Genomic DNA, 18,601 nt, shown 5'->3' with positions numbered 1-18,601 from the left:
ACAACTCCTTTTTATTCATTTCTTAAAGTTTTTAATACATCAATTTTACTTGCTTTATATGCTGGATAAAGTGATGATAACACTACTATTAAACTAGCACCTAAAATAATAAAGCAAAAATCACTTATACTTAAGTTAATAGGTAGTTTTGAACTACCATAAACATCAGCTGGTAAAGAAATAATATCAAAAGTATCTAAAAACCAAAGTCCAAAAAATCCTAATAAACAACCAAAAATAATTCCAACAAATCCTATAAAACAACCAATGGTAAAAAATGATTTTTGTATTTCGCTTTTGCTTGTTCCTAACGCTAAAAGTAGGGCTATTTCATTTCTTCTATTTAAAACTATCATAAATAAAGAAGTAATTATATTTAAACTAGCAATAATTACTATCATCATTAAAATAAAAAATAATGCTTTTTTTTCTAAATCAATTGCACTTAAAATATTGCCGTTTTGTTCCCACCAGCCAACTAAAAAATAATTATTTTTGTATTTTTCATTTAATTTTTTAATTTCTTCTTTAGGATTTGCAGTATCTATGTGAATGCCTGTTATGTCATTATTTTTTAATACCTTTTGTAAATCTTTAATATCTACATATACATATGATGAATCATAAGCATTTAGACCTGAATGAAAAGTATTATTTACATAAAAACTTTTTATATTAGGTGTAATACTAAAAGCATTTGCATTAAGATTTGTAAAAATTATATGTATTTTATCTTCTTTATTAACTTCTAATCTTGAAGCTAGTAAATTGCCTAAAATTGCAGGGAATTTCAAATTAGAATTTAAATAATAATCTTTAAAAATTTTATTTACTTCTTTTTCTTTTTCAAAATCAATCCCAAAAATTATAGCACCTCTCATTTCATTACCATATTTAATAGCGGCTTGTGTTTGAATAAAAGGACTAATTTTATAATTTTTACTTAATTCATTTATTAATTCTTCATCAATTAATGTGGTTTTAGGATATAAAGTAATTGGATAATTCATAGTAAGTAATTTATCAATAAAGCTTTTATTCATTCCATTCATTACTGCCATAGTTATTATTAAAACACAAACTCCTAAAGCTACTCCGATAAAAGCAAGTAGCTTAGTAATCATAATAAATGGCATTGATTTATCAAATCTTAGGTATTTAAAAAGCAAGTATCTAATCATAAATATTTCTTCATTACTTCTGCAATTTGTGTTTCTGTAGCATCTTTAATAATCAAATCTGCAAAATCTAAATTCTTTTTAGCGTGTTTATTGCCTAAAAATAACATTATAAAAGTATTTGGATTTTCGCTTTTTACTTGATTAATATTGCTAACTAAACTTTCATAATCAAATAAAATAGCCTCATATCCAATGGCAATGATTTTATAATTATTTTTTAGTTCATCTTTAAATGAACTTATACTATCTACTTTTTTATTCAATTTTGCGTGTTTATTTGCGATATGATATAAATAATCACTTTGCATATCAGAACTAAGCAATATTAATACATCGTTTTGATAATTTGTTGTATTCATATCACTCTTATAATCATTTAGCATTGTTACTAAAATATTTTTTAATTTATTTTTATTAAAAGGTCTTTTTAAAAAACTATCTTTATTGCAATTTTCACTTAAGATAATTGTATTTTTTTCTTTATAATTAAAATTTTCATCGGCTATAACGCAGGCATAATTTGAAAAATCATTAATTTTTGTATAAAAATCAACACTAATTCCGTATTGATTTAGTAATGTTTCTAGTAAAAAGTTTTCTAATAAATCATTATTTAAAATAGCTATTTTTGCACCTTCAAAATTAGGATTTAACTCATTATCAAAATTATCGTAATTAGTTTCGTATGTAATTGTAGTTTTTGTTAAAGAGTATATATTTTGAATATTATCTTCATTATGCTTTTCTATTAATTCTTTAATTTGATTTAAATTCTTATCATTTGTATAAGATAACACGGCATTTATATTCTTTAATTGTTTAGCATTATCAATTAAATGCTTATGTAAAAATTCGTTGTGATTTTGCAAAGCCATCATTTTTTGTTTGATTTTACCAACCTCATCAACGATTAATCTTAAATTCTTATTCAAATCTAAGTTATCGCTATTAGCACCTAAACTTTTTAAAATTTCTTTTAAAATATTTATTTTTTGGTTAGCACTTTTTTTTCTAATTAATGCAGCCATAAAACTAACAGCATTAAATATCAAAATTATTGCTAGAATAATTGTAAAAATTGTTTGATTTAATAGGTTTTCTATAAATAAACTTGCTATTAAAATAGCACATAATAATATATTAAACAAGCTTGGGAACACAACAATCCTTTATATAATTTAGAGCATAATTATGTCTATTAAATTAAATGATTACTTAATAATTTGGCTAATTTTCGTTGCTACATTTTTATTTGTCACTTTTGCTATTTCATCATAACTTGCATTGTATATATTTTCATAATTTTCAAAGTATTTTAATAATTTTACGATACTAGCTTTTGAAATTCCAATTTGCTCTAATTTTGATGATTTTATATCTTGCTTTCTTTTTGCGTTTTGATGGCAAGTAATTGCAAATCTATGAGCTTCATCTCTTAGTTTTTGAATAAATTGCAATATTTCATCACTTGTTTTAAGATTAAATTCCTTATCCTTAAAATGTATTTTATCCCTAGCAGCACCTTTTGCTCTATGTGCTAAATGATTTAATTTTTCTTTAGAAATTGCAATTACATCTAAATTGATTTCATTTTGAGCTAAAAGCTCGTTTGCTAAATCTAATAAAGCCTTTCCACCATCTATAATCCATAAATCAGGACAGGCTGATTTATCAAAAGAATTTATCCTTCTAGTAAGCATTTCTCTCATTTGTTCATAATCATTATTGCTAGTAAGGTTAAATCTTTTATAATTATTTTTATTAAAACTATTAGAAAACACATCATAACTAATTAAAGCTCCGATTATTGCTTGACCTTGAAAATGTGAATTATCAAATACTTCAATATTATAAGGAGTATTGCTAAGATTAAAAAAGCTTTTTAGTTTATTTGCTATATTATTTTCAGTCTTTTCAAGATTTATTAAAGCATTGTTTTTAGCTAATTGAATTAGTTTTTTTATCTCTAAAGTTTTTGCGATTTTTATATTTACTTTATGATTTGCAAGATTGCTTAAGTATTCTTCTAAGAGTTCTATATTTTCATTGTGATTTTCTATATAAATATTGTTTGGAATTATTCCTTCTTTATAGTTTGCTAGTATTAATTGGGTTAAAAAATCACCTTCTTTATTAGATATTTTTTCATTTATTACGCTTATTACTTTTCCGTGATTTATCACTAATCTAGTGCTTGATAAAAATTCATTATTATTGGTTATTGCAAATACATCAAAACTAACATCTTTTGCTAAATCCACTTCAATTTCTTGATTTAAATTCTTTATATGATTTATCATATCTCTTATTTTTGCCGCTTCTTCGTAGTTTTCATTATCAGCATATCTAAACATTTTTTCATTTAAAATTTGTAGCATTTGTTTTGGATTTTTAAGGGCTTGTAAGGCTTGTTTTAAGATATTTTCATATTCATCTTTAACGCTAAACTCACAAGGAGCTAAACATCTTGACATATCATAAAATATACATCTTTTTTTACAGCTTTTCATTTGTCTTAATGGATAACATAAATACAATGCTTCTAACAAATCCTTAGCCCCACTAGCATAAGGCCCATAATATTTAGTCAGTGGGTCTTTTTTAACCTTTCTAGTTATCTCAAATCTTGGATAAGCTTCTTTTAAATCACAGCAAATATATGGATAAGTCTTATCATCTCTTAATAAAATATTATATTTTGGTCGCATTTGTTTAATTAATGAATTTTCTAAAATCAGTGCGTCTAATTCACTATTTGTAGCGGTATATTCTAAATTATTTGCTTCTTCAATTAATTTTATAATTCTAGGAGAGTTTTTAGGATTTGCTCTAAGGCTTGGAGTAAAGGCAAAATAGCTTTTAACTCTTTTTTTTAAATCTTTTGCTTTACCTACATAAAGCAAGGTATTATTATGATAATATCTATAAACTCCAGAAGAATTTGGTAATGATTTAATTTTGTCTAAGAGATTTGATTTTTGCATTTGTTTTTTTGATACTTTCTTTTAGATTATTTATTAATATTTTTTGTTCTTCATATATCGCTAGATTTTGAAAATTCTCACACATTAAGTCTTTTAAAAATATTTTTGGTTGTTTTGATTTTTCATAATCAATATATGCTTTTAAAATAGCATTAGAATTAATTATAATTTCCTCTTCAAATAGATTTAAAATAGCAGCGTCTTTTGGATTAATTCTTTTATATATTTTAATATGTTCTTTTAATGTTTTTATAGTTGAATCATTTCTTAAATCTTGTGCTAAAGTCGGATGATAAACTCTAATTCTAAAGCAATTTTTATTATATTTTTTAAATACATCACAAACTACACCTTTTTGAGTTAATTTATATTTAAGGTCAGGTGGCATACTTAAAATAAATAATTTTAATTGCTTATTAATCTTTAAAAATAAAAGGTTTTTATTATGAGAAGAAAGAATATTATGAATATTTTCAATGTTTTTAAATTCCACCATATTGTTTTACTTGCTGCCTTGTTGTTTTCTGCTTGTGGGTATAAAAGCGACCCAAGTTATTATAATAACAAGTCAACGCAAACGCAAAAATTACCCTTTGTTGAATTAGAGTAAATAATATCTATCATTTTTTTAAAAGGAGCTTTTATGGAAATTACATTTTCATGGGCGGGAATTTTATGTTTAGTGATATTTATCATCGGTTACTATTTTATCGCAGCTGAAGATAAATATCATATAAATAAAACAAAACCTGCAATATTTATTGGAACTTTAATGTTTATTATTTTAGGGCTTTATTTGTGTCTAAATGGAAAAAGCACAGAGCCATTAGAGCATGAAGTAAAGGATTTAATAGAAGAGATTGCTGAAATAGTGTTTTTCTTAATGGTTGCTATGACTTATATTGAAGCTTTAATTGAGCGTAATGTGTTTAATACCTTAAAATATAAGCTTGTAACAAAGGGATATACTTATAGAAAATTATTTTGGCTAACTGGGCTTTTAGCATTTTTCATATCTCCTGTTGCTGATAATTTAACTACAGCTTTAATTCTTTCAACCGTTTTACTTACAATTGACAATCAAAAAAAGGAATTTTTAGTTCCTGGTGCTATAAATATAGTTGTAGCTGCAAATGCAGGTGGAGCTTGGAGTCCTTTTGGAGATATTACAACTCTTATGGTTTGGACTGCTGGTAAAAGTCCTTTTATAGACTTTTTCGCATTATTTCCTGCTAGTTTCCTTGGTTGGTGGCTTACTGCGTTTTTATTAAGCAAATTCGTTCCAAATGTAAAACCTAATTTTGATGAAAAATCTTTAAAAGTTGAGCGTATAAAAGATGGTGGAAAAATCATTATTTTCTTAGGTGCTTTAACGATTTTTAGTGCAGTTTTAATGCACTCATTATTTGGCTTACCTGCTATGTGGGGAATGATGTTTGGCTTATCACTTTTAAGTCTTTATACTTATAGATTTAATGTCGCTCGTGGTAAAAAAGATATAAATATATTTTCATATATGACTAAAATTGAAATGGATACATTGTTGTTTTTCTTCGGTATTTTAGCCGCTGTTGGAGCACTTCATTTTGCAGGTTGGCTAGCTTATGCTTCAAGATTATATGATTTTGCTGGAGTTATGAGCACAAATATTGGAGTTGGATTTTTAAGTGCAGTAGTTGATAATGTGCCTGTAATGAGTGCAGTTTTAAAAGCAAATCCAAATATGAATATAGATGATTGGCTTTTAGTAACCTTAACAGCTGGAATAGGTGGCTCATTAATTAGTTTTGGTTCTGCTGCTGGGGTTGGAGTAATGGGAAAAATGCGTGGAATTTATACCTTTGGCTCTCATATGAAATATGCTTGGACTGTTTTATTAGGTTATGTTCTAAGTGTTATTGTTTGGTGGTTACAATTTGAATATTTTGATTTATATTAGGAAAGGAAATTAATGGAAAAAGCAGATATTTTAGTGCTTGACTTTGGGTCGCAATATACCCAACTTATTGCTAGAAGACTTAGAGAGCAAGGAGTTTATACACTTATTTTACCATTTAATATTAGTGCGAATGATATTAAAAATTATGAGCCTAAAGGTATTATTTTAAGTGGTGGTCCTGCTAGTGTTTATGCAAATGATGCTTATTTTTGCGATAAAGAAATTTTTGATTTAGGTTTGCCGATTTTAGGGATTTGTTATGGAATGCAGTTAATGGCTCATCATTTTGGAGCAGTTGTTGCACCTGCAGGACATAAAGAATATGGTAAAGCTAAAATTAGCATTCAAGAAGATAGTTGTTTATTTAAAAACTTACCTAAATCTCAAGTGGTTTGGATGAGCCATTCTGATAAGGTTGAGAATTTACCAGCAGGATTTAAAACTATTGCTGTTAGTGATAATAGTCCATTTTGCGTATATGGTAATGATGAGAAAAAAATGTATGCCTTACAATTTCATCCTGAAGTTCAACATAGTGAATTTGGTAAAAATATTCTTAAAAACTTTGCAAAATATGTTTGCAATTGCGAAAGCGTTTGGAATATGGGTTCATTTGCTAAGACACAAATTGAAAAAATTAAAGAGCAAGTTGGAGATAAAAAGGTTCTTTGTGCAATTAGTGGTGGTGTAGATAGTAGCGTTGTGGCTGCATTGCTTGCTAGTGCTATTAAAGAACAAACTATTTTAGTTTTTGTTGATACTGGATTGCTTAGAAAAAATGAAAAAGAGCAAGTAGAAAGTATGCTTAAATTAAAATTTGGAATAGAATTAAATACAATTGATGCAAGAGAAATTTTCTTAAAGAAATTAAAAGGTGTAACAGACCCAGAAACTAAGCGTAAAATTATCGGAAATACCTTCATTGAAATATTTGAAGATTTTGCAAAAAAACAAGAAGGTGTTGAATTTTTAGCTCAAGGCACTTTATATACTGATATTATTGAAAGTAGCGTTGTAGGTAGCTCAAAAACAATTAAGAGCCATCACAATGTAGGTGGCTTACCTGAAAAGATGAATTTAAAATTAGTTGAACCTTTAAAAGAAATATTTAAAGACGAAGTAAGATTGCTTGGACTTGAATTAGGTCTTACTAAAGACTTAGTATATCGCCATCCTTTCCCAGGTCCAGGACTTGCAATTAGAATTATGGGTGAAGTAAATGAAGAAAGCCTAAATATCTTAAAAGAAGCTGATGATATTTTTATTCAAGAACTTAAAGCAAATGGTTATTATGATAAAACTTGGCAAGCATTTTGCGTATTGTTAAATGTAAGAAGCGTTGGAGTAATGGGTGATAATAGAACCTATGATAATGCAATAGCTTTAAGAGCAGTTGATGCAAGTGATGGTATGACAGCTACATTTTCTCATTTACCTTATGAATTATTAGAGAATGTAAGTAGAAGAATTATAAACGAAGTTAATGGAATTAATAGAGTAGTTTATGATATTTCTAGTAAGCCACCTGCAACTATAGAATGGGAATAAAATTCCAAATAACTCTAGCTTAATTAATACCTAAGCTAGGGTTAATAAAACTCTTTTAAAAACATTTAAATCCTTTTATAAAAATATCAAGCTTTTTAATGAGAAGATTTTAATATAAAATAAATTATATTAATAAAAATTAGAATTTTAATTGTATTTTATGTATTTTAAATACTATTCAAGCAAAAAAGGTAAAACTATGAAATGTATTGGTAAAATTTTTAATATTTTAAAACTTATCATAGGTATTTTGAAAAATATTTTTCTTGCTTTATTTATAATTTTTTTTATACATCTTGTATCTTTAATTTATATCAATGTTTGTAATGATATATTATTGCTTTGCACGATAGTTTTTGCTTTTCTTTATTTGTTAACATCAATGATTATAAGAGATTATAAACCTTCTAAAAAAGTTTTATATATTTTTATTACTTTATCAACTTTGCTAATAATTTCACAATTTTATATAACACATATAAAAGAACCAAATGAATTAATAAAAATGATTATAAGTTCTAATAAAGGATATTTTACAGATGGAAAGAAAGGCGGATATATCTATGTGATAAAAAATGATTTAGATTTATTTGATTATGTTAATACAAAAATAAGAGATAATACTAAAAAATATTTTGAGGATAGTGGATTTAAACAAATTAAATTTAAAAATAATGTTTATTCTTGCAAGAAGATTATAAAAGGTCAATATTATGATATAACATTCGTTAGTAATGAAACAGACAATGGTATTGTAATGAAAGATATTGTAATAAGATACGAGCCATTTCTTGGAATAGAATATATACAAGATTTATTTTAATAAAAAAGGAAAGTAATTAAAAACTATATTAATATGCTAATATCTTGGGTTATTATTAATTTAAATAGCAAGGATAAAGCTTTAATAGATTTTGATTATTTTAAAGCTATGTTTTTTCCATTTTCTTATTTGAAGATTAGTATTTATAGATTTTTATTATTCTTGTTTTATTTATCACTTTATTATTCTGTTGATTTAGGACTTTTAACTAAAGCATTTTCACATAACTCAAATGATAGCTATATATTTTTCAACATAATTTTTACAATTATTCATTTTTTATTACTGCCTTATATGTGGTTTTTTGCTAGTTTTAAAAATAAAATTTCACATAAAATCAATATTGAATATGCGTATATAAGTTTGATTTTTATTGTTGCATTATTGTATCTTTTTTATAATATTTTTCCTAGTTTTAGCTTATTAGTTATATCTTTAATAATACATATTGTGTGTTATTTTTTTAGAGTTAAGACAATTTATTTATTTTTTTTAACTATTGCTATTTTTATTACTTATTATCAACAATTTTATAAAATATTTTCAGAAGAAGTTATTTTAAATATTAATTTGTTTTATATGTATTTAGCTCTTGCAATAAATTATATTTACAATAAAATTATTTCAAAACTAAAATAATATAATGCGAGAATATATGACTTTTAAAAATGATTTTATTGTATTTATAAAAAATATACTTTTTTATCTAGCTTGGTTTTTCTTTTTCGTAGCTTTAGCTTTGTTTTATTTAATCTATATAAATCCATTGAGTTTTAATAATCACTTGGATTTTATAATTTATTTGATAATTTTAAGCCTATCTTTTATGCTTTATTATATAATTTCTAAAAGATTAAAAAACTTTGAAATATATTTAAAAGATAGATTTTTTAGTGTTTTAAAATATTTTTCATTTTATATAATGTTTATTGCCTTAGCTAATGCTTTATTTAATCTTTATGTAAAAAATGATTTTATTTTAGACATTATTTATGCGATTTTATTTTTCATAATTTATAAATTAGTTGGTAAAAATACAATTAAATACCAAGCACTTATTTTAGCTATCTTACTAGTATTTTGCGTCTATAAATATTATGATTATTTTTTAAAACAGCCAAATGAACTTGTAATGCAGATTATAAAGGCTAAAAAGATTAATTTTGATGATTATTTTTTATTAGATGATATTAATTTAATCAATGCACTTAATAAAAACATAAAGGATAAAAGCCCTTATGAAGTTTATGAATATTTTAAAGAATTTAAAATGCTAAGGTGTTATAAAAATGCTAATATTTGTTATAAAAATGTAGTGTTTGGTAAGACTATTTTCATAGCTTTAATTTATAAAGATAAAGTAATCCAAGAAATTCATTATAAGTTATATAAGTAGGATTTGCTTATTTTGTGTAAAGTAGATTTATTTTCTATCTGCTTTATAATATATTTTATTTATTTGATATCTTGCAATTTTATTGCTATATCAACTGGGTTTTTATAAATAGTATCTTGAAAATACAGCATATTATTTTTCTCATTTTTTCTAAATCCATATTCTTTTAGATATTTAAGAATTTCATCATTGTTTTTATCTAGTAATACAGCGTTGAGTTCTTTTGTAGTAACTTCATTTATTATGCAATATCTTTGATTTTCTAGGCAAGTTTTATTAGCATTTATGATTTTTACTATTAAGTCATTTGGCTCTTTTATAAAAAATTCATAGTATTTATAAGCAGATACTAAAGCTAAAATTATTAAAAAGTATTTATTAAATTTAATCTCATCTAATCTCTTTTTAATACTTCCATAAATAGCAGAAAGCAAAATTGCAGATATAAAATAATAAGCAAAATTAAAGCCCATAAAAAGTTCAATCAAGCCAACAACTACGCATAACCAAGATAAATAATAAGATAAATATTGTAAGAGTTTTATAATTTTATGCAACATTTCACTACTTCATAATACAAGTATTAGAAATATTTAGGATTTACCTAAGTAAATCCTTATTTTTTAGATAGTTCGTTTATCATATCTATAAGCATTTGTGGAGATTTTGCATAAGCTAAATTGATTACATATTTTCCATTTACAATAAAAGTTGGAGTTCCGTAAGTATTAGCAATTTCATTTGCAATATCAGTTGAGCTTAATAAATATTTTCCTTCAGGGCTTTGCAAGAAACTTTCTAATTTTTTCTTTGAAATTCCAAGAATACTTAGACCAGATTTATAAAATTCATCAGGATTATTATTCCAAGTTGATTTATTTTTAAACATTTCAACAAAATAAACGCTACTAATTTTATCATATAGGCTATTTTTATCAATCAAGCTAATTTTATTTTTTTCATCTTGATAATGTGCGTATGCAAGTAAATTAGCCATTTCTTGACCAAATTTTCCCCAAGTTTTTACCATCATTAATCTAATATCTAAATCTTTTAATTGCTCTTTTATTAGTCCTAAAGTATTGTGATTGTGGTGTAAATAACAATGCGAACATTGATAAGACCATATTTCTGTTAAAGAATTATCAGAATTTGGGATTGGATTTTCAAGCACATTGTATTCTACACCTTCACTTAAGGCAAATAAGTTTGAACTAACAAGCAACACTAAAGCTAACTTTTTAATTTGTTTTAACATTTTTTCTCCTTAAAAAAATTGCATAAATATATAAAATTTTAATTAATAAAAATTTTCTATTAGAAATGATAATGATTAACAAAATATCGTATAATAATGGTTCAATTTAAAAAAAAGGATAAAAAAATGAAAAAGATATTTTCTTCAATCATCGCTACTGCGATTTTAGGCTCAAGTGCTTATGCAATTACTATTGATGAAGCTAGTGTAAAAGCTCATTTTGTTGGCTTTAAAATGGAAAAAAAATTAGGTGTTCCTGGTGTTATTGATGATGCTAAATTTGAATTTAGCAAAACAAGTGGCTCTGTTGTAGATATTTTAAACGGAACTAAAGCAAGTATGGATTTTGCTAACGAAAATACAAAAGATAAAATTCGTGAAAACAATATCCATAGAACTTATATTGCAAATCTAAAAAATAGCAAAATTGAAGCTAGTTTAAAAGATGTAAAAGGTGATGAAACAAGTGGTAGTGCTACAGGTGTAATCACATTTAATGATATTACAAAAGAAATTCCAATGACTTATAGTGTAACTGATGGTAAATTAGTTGTAAAAGGAGTAATCAATATGAATACTGATTTTAATACAACTGAAGCATTCACAGCACTTTCAACTGATAAACAAATCTCGGCACTTCACGGAAAGAAAACCCACGAAGAAGTTGAAATTTATTTTGATGTAGATGTTAAATAATCTTTAAAGGCTAGAATACTAGCCTTTAAAAAACTTAAGGATTATTTAAATTGATTTTAATAGATTGTATTGATATTGATAAAGCTTACGGCGAAAAAGTTATTTTAAAAAATGTAAATTTTAGTATAAACGATGGCGAAAAAATCGCAATAATAGGTAAAAACGGGCAGGGCAAATCTACATTTTTAAAAATAATTACTAAAGAAATAGAACCTGATAATGGTAGGGTTTTGATTAATTCAAGTATAAATTTTTCTATGCTTTCTCAAAGCATTAATATAGATTATAATCTTAGTGTAGATGAATATATTAAATTAGAATTAGGCGATATTTTTAATGCTTTAAGCGAATATAATGAGATTAATTCTAAACTATCAACTAATCCAAATGATAAAGAATTATTACAAAAACAACAAATTTTATTTGATTTAATAGAGAGCAAGGACGCTTGGAGTATTGATAGCAAAATAAATAGAGCTTTAAAAGAATTTGAATTAAGTAGTTTTATAAATAGAAATCTAGCAAGTCTTAGTGGTGGGGAATTAAGAAGATTAAGCCTTGCTTGTATGTTGCTTAAATCTCCTGATGTTTTGATTTTAGATGAGCCTACGAACCATTTAGATGTAACTATGTGTAAATACCTTGAAGATATGCTAAAAGCTAGTAAAAAATGTGTTATTTTTATAAGTCATGATAGATATTTTATAGACAATATTGCAAGTAAATGCGTAGAAATAGAAGATGCAAAATTAAGAGAATTTGAAGGTGGGTATTCAAATTATTTACAAGCTAAGGCAAGATTGCTAGAGAGCCTTAATAAAAGCTATGAAACCTTAGTAAAACAATTAAAAAGCGAAGAAGAATGGTTGCGTCGTGGGGTAAAAGCAAGGCTTAAGCGAAATGAAGGCAGAAAAGAGCGTATTTTTAAAATGCGTGAAGAGGCTAAAAAAAATCCTAGTATTTTGAATAGACTAAAAGTTGAGCTTGCCCGTGCAAGTGATATAAAATCAAATCCACTCATAGCAAATAAGAAAAAAATGCTTTTTGAATTACACGATATTAGCCTAACGCTAGGCGAAAAATTATTATTTAAGCCATTTAATGCAAGGATTTTACAAGGTGAAAAAATAGCAATTGTAGGCAAAAACGGCTGTGGAAAATCTAGCTTTTTACAAATTTTACTTGAAAAACTTCGCCCTAGCAGTGGTTTTATTAAAAAAGGTGAGATAAATATAGGATATTTTGACCAGAAAAAAAGTGATTTAAAAGATGATGAAACTTTGATTGAGTATTTTTGTCCAAATGGCGGTGATACTATCAATGTGAAAGGCTCTAATATGCATGTATATGGATATTTAAAGCATTTTTTATTTCCTAAAGAACAACTTACTTATAAAATCGGCTCACTTAGTGGTGGCGAAAAAAGTAGGGTGGCTTTAGCAAAACTTTTTACAAAAGATTATGAAGTATTAATTTTAGATGAGCCTACTAATGATTTAGATATTGCTACGATTAATATTTTAGAGCAGTATTTAATGGATTTTAAAGGTGCTTTGATATTTGTAAGTCATGATAGATATTTTACGGATAGACTTGCTACTAAGCTTTTTGCCTTTTCAAATCAATCAATTGAAATTGAAACTATGAAATTTAGTGAGCTTTTAGAATTAAACGATGAATTAAGCGAGTTAAATAGCGAAATAGAAAATGATAAAGAAAAACCAGTAAAAGTTGAGCGTAAAAAAAGCGTAAAATTAAGCTATAAACAAAATAAAATCCTAGAAGAACACCCAGTTAAGATTGAAGAGATTGAAAAAGAAATTAGATTATTAAATGAATACTTAAGCGACCCTACAAAATATGAAAAATATGGGATATTAGCTCTTAATGAAAGACTTGAGAATTTAAATCAGGAATTAGAGCTTTTAGAAAATGAGTATTACGAAGTTTTAGAACTTACAGAAAGGTTAGAAAATGTTGATAATTAGTATAATTAGTGTAATTTTTGTGATTGAAACAATACTTAAATTACTTGAAATAAATCATATTAAAACAAAAACAAATAAAGGTTTTTTAAGTGATGAGCAATTTATAGAATTTAAAAATATAGCTATAGTTGAGCATAAATTTTCAATACTAAATAATTTTTTAGCACTTATTTTAAATTGCGTATTTATATTGGTGTTATTTAATGTATTAAAGGTTCATTTTGAGCCTAATTCACTGCTTGATAATACTATTTTAGTTTTATTGTATTTTATTATAAATTCTTGCATTCTAACTTGCTTAGATTATTATAAAACTATGGTTGTTGATACTAAGCACGGCTTTAATAAAAAAACTCCTAAAATGTATTTTAAAGACCTTTTAAAATCATTAATCTTATTAGTAATTATAGGTGGAGCTTTAGTTTATATTTTGCTTTTTGCTATTGCTAAATTAGGCGAGTTTTGGTGGATAGGTGGCTTTGTTATTTTATTTATTTTTAGTCTTTTAGCTATGGTTATTTATCCTAATTTTATAGTTCCATTGTTTAATAAATTAAGCCCTGTAGAAGGTGAATTAAGAGATGATATTGCAAAATTATTAGATGAATGTGGCTTTAAAAGTAATGGGGTATTTAGTATGGACGCTAGTAAAAACGATACTAGACTTAATGCTTATTTTGCGGGTATGTTCGGAGCAAAAAAAGTAGTTCTTTATGATACTTTAATCAATGCTATGAGTAAAGATGAATTACTTGCCGTATTAGCTCACGAATTAGGGCATTTTAAACATAAAGATATTTTAAAAATGCTTTTTATAAGTGGTTTAAATCTATTAATTACCTTTGCGTTTTTTGGATATTTTTCAAGTTTTTTTGAAAATCAATTTAATTTAGAAGGCTTTGTATCTAGCCCGTTGTTTGCTTTTATTATGGTAGGCTCGGCAATTTCGTTTATTTTAAGTCCTATTTTAAATTCTATTTCAAGAAAAAATGAATTTAGTGCAGATAAACACGGAGCAATAAAAACTAGCAAAAATGATATGATAAGTGCTTTAAAGGTATTAGCTATTCATAATAAAGCCTTGCTAGATCATAACGCTATTTATGAAATGATTTATAAAACTCATCCGAGTTTAAGTAGAAGAATAAGTGCATTAAATGATAGCCACATTTAACGAATTAAAAGCCCTAAGCAATGAAGTAATTGCAAGACAGATTATAATGGAGTATTTTTCATATTCAATGCTTGAGTATTCAGTCGCAAGGGCAAATGTGATAAATCCAAGCGATAAAATTAAACTCTTAAGTATTGCAAACGAATACAAAAACGGCACTCCATTGCAATACATATTCTCAAAAACTTATATAAAAGATTTAGAATTTAAATGTGCTAAAGGAGTGTTAATTCCTAGAAATGATACTGAAATATTAATAGATTTAGCAATAAATCTAATAAATCAAAATAATATAAAAAATATTTTTGAAATAGGTTTTGGAAGTGGGATTATTAGTATATTTTTAAAATTATTTACAAAAGCAAATATAAAAGCTTGTGATATAAACAAATTAGCCTTAAAACTAGCTAATGAAAATGCTAAATTGCATAATGTAAATTGTGATTTTTTTATTAGCGATTTTATGAAAGTTAATTTTAAAGACTATGAACTAATTATCTCAAATCCTCCATATATTAGCACCGAATATAATTTAGATAAATCAGTATTAAAAGAGCCTAAAACAGCGCTTTTTGGTGGTAAAAAAGGATATGAGATATTATTTAAAATAATTGATAAATGTTATTTAGAAAATGTGAGATTTTTAATGTGCGAATTTGGATATGATCAAAAAGAAATCCTAAATGATTATCTAAAAGAAAAGAATTTTAAGGCTAGTTTTTATAAAGATTTAAATGGTTTTGATAGAGTTTTTATAGCAGAAAGGTTAAATTATGAAAAAAATTAATGATTTTTTATTAGCTGGAATAATTTTTGTAGAATTATTCATAGGAATTGTTGTTGCTCCTATTATTTTTTATCCTAGTGCAATTATTGGAGATGGGATTTTAAGTCACTTTCAAAGCGGACTTTTGATGACACAAGTGTTTGTAAAATTTAATTATTTGTTACTTTTCGTAAGCTTTTTAAATATTATTTATGAAAGTATTTCAAATAAATTATTTAGTTTAAAGCCAATTTTAAGCCTAATAATTTTGATTTTTGCCTTAGTATTCGTATTTTATTATACAGCTAATGTGCTTGATATGCAGGCTTTAGGTGTTACTGATAGTAAAGATTTTAATGATAATCATAAGCAAAGTGAAATGATTTTTAAAGTTATGGTTATTTTACAATTAATATTATTTTTTACTAAGAAAAAAGAAAAATAGGCTATAATCGGCAAAATTTAAAAGGAGTTTAGTATGCAAATTAACAATAACATACAAAGCAATGTCTTAATGGCTCAAAATAAACCTACTCAAAAAGTTGAAGATACTTCGGTAGAACAATTAAATGAGAAAAAAGTAAGTGAAGAAAAATTAAGCGAGAAAAAATATCAAGAAATCAGCACTCAACAAGATGAAATGATTTCAAAAATTCAAAATAATAATACAAATAAAGTTGATTTGAAAAATGATTTAGAAAAAATAGAAAATAGTTTAAAAACAGCAAATAACAATAACGATAGATTTAAAAATGAAGATTTTTCTAAATTAAACGCTAATTTTTTAAAGCAAAATGAAGAAAGTTTTAAAAACGCTCAACAAGTTAATTTTAACCAAACTCAAATAGCATCATTATTAGCGTAATTTTAAGGGTTTTTAGCCCTTAAAATTGATATTCAAGAGATTTTGAAATTCTTTGTATTTTAACGCTTCTTGTTTCTTCATTATTTAAAGTAATTTCCATATCAATATTTGTCTTTTTACTAGCAGTATTTATTATTTTGTAAAAATATAAAAAATCATTTTTATAAGGCAAATTAAATTCATTTTTTGGCAGTTTTAAAAATTGAACCAAATACCCTTCAATTATTATATGTTCAATTTCATTTTTACTAGCAATCACAAAATAATCGTTATTATCCTTAACTCCTAAATAACTAATAATGCAATCATTTACATAATAAGACCTTAACATTATTTCTTCTTTTGAATTATAAAATTCATCATTTTGCCTAACACAAGCTGTAAAACATATCAAAATTACTAAAAATAAAGCTTTTTTCATTACTTCTCTTTCGTTTAATTTATAAATTTATAATTTTTAATAAAAAAGGTTAATCAATGAAAAAAGCATTCGCATTTACTGGCCCATCAAATTCGGGCAAAACTACACTAATTTGTAAAATTTCAGAGCATTTACAAAAGCTTGGCTTAAAGGTAGCAATAATTAAGCACGACCCAAAAGATAAAGCAGTATTTGATACGAATGGTAAAGATAGTTTTAAATTCTATCAAACGGGTGCTGAAGTTGCAGTTTTAAGTCCTGTAAAAACCACTATTTTTTATCACGAAAGCTTAGAAATAGAGCAAATAATAAAGCAATTTAGTGCTGATATTGTTTTAGTTGAAGGACTTAAAAGTTTGCCTTTACCAAGATTATGTGTGTTTTGCAAAGAAGTTGATGAGAGTTATTTAGAATATTCTTTAGCATTAGCTAGTTATTCTAATAAAGATTATGGTTTAAAGCAATTTAATTTAGATGATATTGCTAGTATTAGTGAATTTGTTTTGAATAATGCTAAGGAGATTTAATGCAAGAAATAATAGAAGCTATAAAACAAAGCGTTTTAAAGATTAAGCAAAGCTTTGATAACCCTGAATATGGCTATACAGAATTAAGCAATGCTAGTGGGGATTTACAATTAAAACAAGATGTATTAAGCGATATGATAATTACAAACGAGCTTAGTAAAATTGGCTCAATTAAAGCAATTATCAGTGAAGAAAAAGAAAATCCACAATTTTTATACGATGATGCAAAATATATAGTTGCATATGACCCACTTGATGGCTCTTCTTTATTTGATGTTAATTTTGCAGTAGGAAGTATTTTTGCTATCTATGAAAATACTGCAGAGCCTAATAGTTTAAAAGCAGCTATTTATTCAATTTATGGTCCTAGAACCCAATTAGTAGTTTGTATAAATGAGCCAAAATTATATGAATATGATGGAAAAGAATTTAAATTCTTAAAAGATTTAAAACTAAATGAAAAAGGTAAATTAAACGCAACAGGCGGCACTCAAAAAGATTGGAGCAAGGCTCATAAAGCAATGATTGATAAAATATTTAGTGATGGATACCGCTTAAGATATAGCGGTGCTATGGTTAGTGATTTACATCAGATTTTAATAAAAGGTGGGGGATTGTTTTCATATCCAAATACAAGCGAAGCTACATTAAATGATGGTAAATTAGGAAAACTTAGGGCTTTATTTGAAGTATTTCCTTTCGCTTATATTTACGAAAAAGCTGGTGGATTTTCAAGTGATGGGATAAAAGGCTCTAAAGGATATGAGAGTTTGCTTAATTTAAAATTTAGCACAATTCACGCAAGCACACCTTGCTATCTTGGTTCAATCAGTGAAAAGGCATATTTAGATGAATATTTATGAGAGTAATTTGCAAATTGCTAAAAAGAATTTGCAAGATTGCCAACAAAAAACACAAAATAAATTATCTTGTATAGATTGTGAAAAGCTCTGTGAGTGCGATATAAGAAATGCTTTTGTAAAGGCTACTTATGAAAATATGTCGCAAGGTGCTTCACAAGATTTTAATTTTTAA

The 18,601-nt window shown here is 25.5% G+C and carries 21 protein-coding genes; 14 read left to right on the top strand and 7 right to left on the bottom strand.

The window, feature by feature from the left end; all coding sequences use genetic code 11:
- Positions 1 to 11: 11 nt before the first annotated feature.
- Genes AVBRAN12637_RS03895 through AVBRAN12637_RS03880 form a run of 4 tightly spaced genes read right to left on the bottom strand, consistent with a single transcriptional unit; the run spans position 12 to position 4,661 of the window.
- On the bottom strand, positions 12 to 1,181 hold the full coding sequence (locus tag AVBRAN12637_RS03895) for an ABC transporter permease (RefSeq protein WP_214120632.1): 1,170 nt from the start codon (positions 1,179 to 1,181) through the stop codon (positions 12 to 14).
- A complete protein-coding gene (locus AVBRAN12637_RS03890) occupies positions 1,178 to 2,341 on the bottom strand; it encodes a hypothetical protein (protein ID WP_214117553.1) in 1,164 nt (387 codons plus the stop codon). Before AVBRAN12637_RS03890 ends, AVBRAN12637_RS03895 begins: the two co-directional genes overlap by 4 nt.
- Positions 2,342 to 2,392: 51 nt before the next feature.
- Positions 2,393 to 4,165, bottom strand: a complete 1,773-nt coding sequence (uvrC, locus tag AVBRAN12637_RS03885; protein ID WP_336615351.1) for an excinuclease ABC subunit UvrC — start codon at positions 4,163 to 4,165, stop codon at positions 2,393 to 2,395.
- The gene (locus tag AVBRAN12637_RS03880; RefSeq protein ID WP_214117551.1) at positions 4,134 to 4,661 is read right to left on the bottom strand and encodes a hypothetical protein; all 528 of its coding nucleotides are present in this window, start codon (positions 4,659 to 4,661) and stop codon (positions 4,134 to 4,136) included. The genes uvrC and AVBRAN12637_RS03880 overlap by 32 nt, the downstream gene beginning before the upstream one ends.
- A 147-nt stretch (positions 4,662 to 4,808) precedes the next feature.
- Between AVBRAN12637_RS03880 and nhaD the strand changes: the two genes are divergently transcribed.
- The 5 genes from nhaD to AVBRAN12637_RS03855 all read left to right on the top strand — a co-directional run bounded on the left by nhaD (position 4,809) and on the right by AVBRAN12637_RS03855 (position 9,871).
- Positions 4,809 to 6,104 (top strand): sodium:proton antiporter NhaD, encoded by a 1,296-nt coding sequence (gene nhaD, locus AVBRAN12637_RS03875; protein WP_214117550.1) that lies wholly within the window; start codon positions 4,809 to 4,811, stop codon positions 6,102 to 6,104.
- A 12-nt stretch (positions 6,105 to 6,116) separates the two neighbouring features.
- On the top strand, positions 6,117 to 7,652 hold the full coding sequence (gene guaA, locus AVBRAN12637_RS03870; RefSeq protein ID WP_214117549.1) for a glutamine-hydrolyzing GMP synthase: 1,536 nt from the start codon (positions 6,117 to 6,119) through the stop codon (positions 7,650 to 7,652).
- Positions 7,653 to 7,851: 199 nt separating this feature from the next.
- A complete protein-coding gene (locus AVBRAN12637_RS03865; RefSeq protein WP_336615350.1) occupies positions 7,852 to 8,475 on the top strand; it encodes a hypothetical protein in 624 nt (207 codons plus the stop codon).
- Between the two features lie 33 nt (positions 8,476 to 8,508).
- Positions 8,509 to 9,114, top strand: a complete 606-nt coding sequence (locus AVBRAN12637_RS03860) for a hypothetical protein (protein WP_336615349.1) — start codon at positions 8,509 to 8,511, stop codon at positions 9,112 to 9,114.
- Between the two features lie 16 nt (positions 9,115 to 9,130).
- A complete protein-coding gene (locus AVBRAN12637_RS03855) occupies positions 9,131 to 9,871 on the top strand; it encodes a hypothetical protein (RefSeq protein ID WP_336615348.1) in 741 nt (246 codons plus the stop codon).
- A 59-nt stretch (positions 9,872 to 9,930) separates the two neighbouring features.
- On the opposite strand, the gene AVBRAN12637_RS03850 is transcribed toward AVBRAN12637_RS03855, so the two are convergent.
- Both AVBRAN12637_RS03850 and AVBRAN12637_RS03845 read right to left on the bottom strand, forming a co-directional pair.
- Positions 9,931 to 10,431: a hypothetical protein gene (locus AVBRAN12637_RS03850; RefSeq protein ID WP_336615347.1), complete on the bottom strand. Its 501-nt coding sequence runs from the start codon at positions 10,429 to 10,431 to the stop codon at positions 9,931 to 9,933.
- 56 nt (positions 10,432 to 10,487) lie between these two features.
- Positions 10,488 to 11,129, bottom strand: a complete 642-nt coding sequence (locus AVBRAN12637_RS03845; protein ID WP_214117544.1) for a thioredoxin domain-containing protein — start codon at positions 11,127 to 11,129, stop codon at positions 10,488 to 10,490.
- Between the two features lie 126 nt (positions 11,130 to 11,255).
- On the opposite strand from AVBRAN12637_RS03845, the gene AVBRAN12637_RS03840 reads away from it, so the two are divergent.
- The 6 genes from AVBRAN12637_RS03840 to AVBRAN12637_RS03815 are packed head-to-tail and all read left to right on the top strand — an operon-like array spanning position 11,256 to position 16,618.
- Complete coding sequence (locus tag AVBRAN12637_RS03840; protein ID WP_336615346.1) at positions 11,256 to 11,825, top strand: hypothetical protein; 570 nt, start codon at positions 11,256 to 11,258, stop codon at positions 11,823 to 11,825.
- Positions 11,826 to 11,875: 50 nt separating this feature from the next.
- Positions 11,876 to 13,813, top strand: a complete 1,938-nt coding sequence (gene abc-f / locus AVBRAN12637_RS03835; RefSeq protein ID WP_336615345.1) for a ribosomal protection-like ABC-F family protein — start codon at positions 11,876 to 11,878, stop codon at positions 13,811 to 13,813.
- Complete coding sequence (locus AVBRAN12637_RS03830) at positions 13,800 to 14,987, top strand: M48 family metallopeptidase (RefSeq protein WP_214117541.1); 1,188 nt, start codon at positions 13,800 to 13,802, stop codon at positions 14,985 to 14,987. Before abc-f ends, AVBRAN12637_RS03830 begins: the two co-directional genes overlap by 14 nt.
- Positions 14,971 to 15,774 (top strand): HemK/PrmC family methyltransferase, encoded by an 804-nt coding sequence (locus tag AVBRAN12637_RS03825; protein WP_336615344.1) that lies wholly within the window; start codon positions 14,971 to 14,973, stop codon positions 15,772 to 15,774. The genes AVBRAN12637_RS03830 and AVBRAN12637_RS03825 overlap by 17 nt, the downstream gene beginning before the upstream one ends.
- Positions 15,761 to 16,198: a DUF4149 domain-containing protein gene (locus tag AVBRAN12637_RS03820; RefSeq protein ID WP_336615343.1), complete on the top strand. Its 438-nt coding sequence runs from the start codon at positions 15,761 to 15,763 to the stop codon at positions 16,196 to 16,198. The genes AVBRAN12637_RS03825 and AVBRAN12637_RS03820 overlap by 14 nt, the downstream gene beginning before the upstream one ends.
- 33 nt (positions 16,199 to 16,231) lie before the next feature.
- Positions 16,232 to 16,618, top strand: a complete 387-nt coding sequence (locus AVBRAN12637_RS03815; protein WP_214120460.1) for a hypothetical protein — start codon at positions 16,232 to 16,234, stop codon at positions 16,616 to 16,618.
- A 19-nt stretch (positions 16,619 to 16,637) separates the two neighbouring features.
- Here the strand turns inward: AVBRAN12637_RS03815 and AVBRAN12637_RS03810 are convergent, their stop codons facing one another.
- Positions 16,638 to 17,039, bottom strand: coding sequence for a hypothetical protein (locus AVBRAN12637_RS03810; protein ID WP_239803692.1), 402 nt, complete (start codon positions 17,037 to 17,039; stop codon positions 16,638 to 16,640).
- A 56-nt stretch (positions 17,040 to 17,095) separates the two neighbouring features.
- Here AVBRAN12637_RS03810 and mobB point away from each other — a divergent pair, with 56 nt between their 5' ends.
- From mobB to AVBRAN12637_RS03795, 3 genes are read left to right on the top strand one after another with little or no spacing between them, the layout of a single operon-like run.
- Positions 17,096 to 17,566 carry a molybdopterin-guanine dinucleotide biosynthesis protein B gene (mobB, locus tag AVBRAN12637_RS03805; RefSeq protein WP_214117536.1) on the top strand — a complete coding sequence of 157 codons (471 nt, stop codon included), beginning with the start codon at positions 17,096 to 17,098 and terminating at the stop codon, positions 17,564 to 17,566.
- On the top strand, positions 17,566 to 18,429 hold the full coding sequence (locus AVBRAN12637_RS03800) for a class 1 fructose-bisphosphatase (protein WP_214117535.1): 864 nt from the start codon (positions 17,566 to 17,568) through the stop codon (positions 18,427 to 18,429). Before mobB ends, AVBRAN12637_RS03800 begins: the two co-directional genes overlap by 1 nt.
- The gene (locus AVBRAN12637_RS03795; protein ID WP_214117534.1) at positions 18,416 to 18,601 is read left to right on the top strand and encodes a hypothetical protein; all 186 of its coding nucleotides are present in this window, start codon (positions 18,416 to 18,418) and stop codon (positions 18,599 to 18,601) included. Before AVBRAN12637_RS03800 ends, AVBRAN12637_RS03795 begins: the two co-directional genes overlap by 14 nt.

Source organism: Campylobacter sp. RM12637 (assembly GCF_020137645.1).
Lineage (GTDB): Bacteria > Campylobacterota > Campylobacteria > Campylobacterales > Campylobacteraceae > Campylobacter_E.
This window is presented reverse-complemented; position numbering and strand designations above follow the sequence as displayed.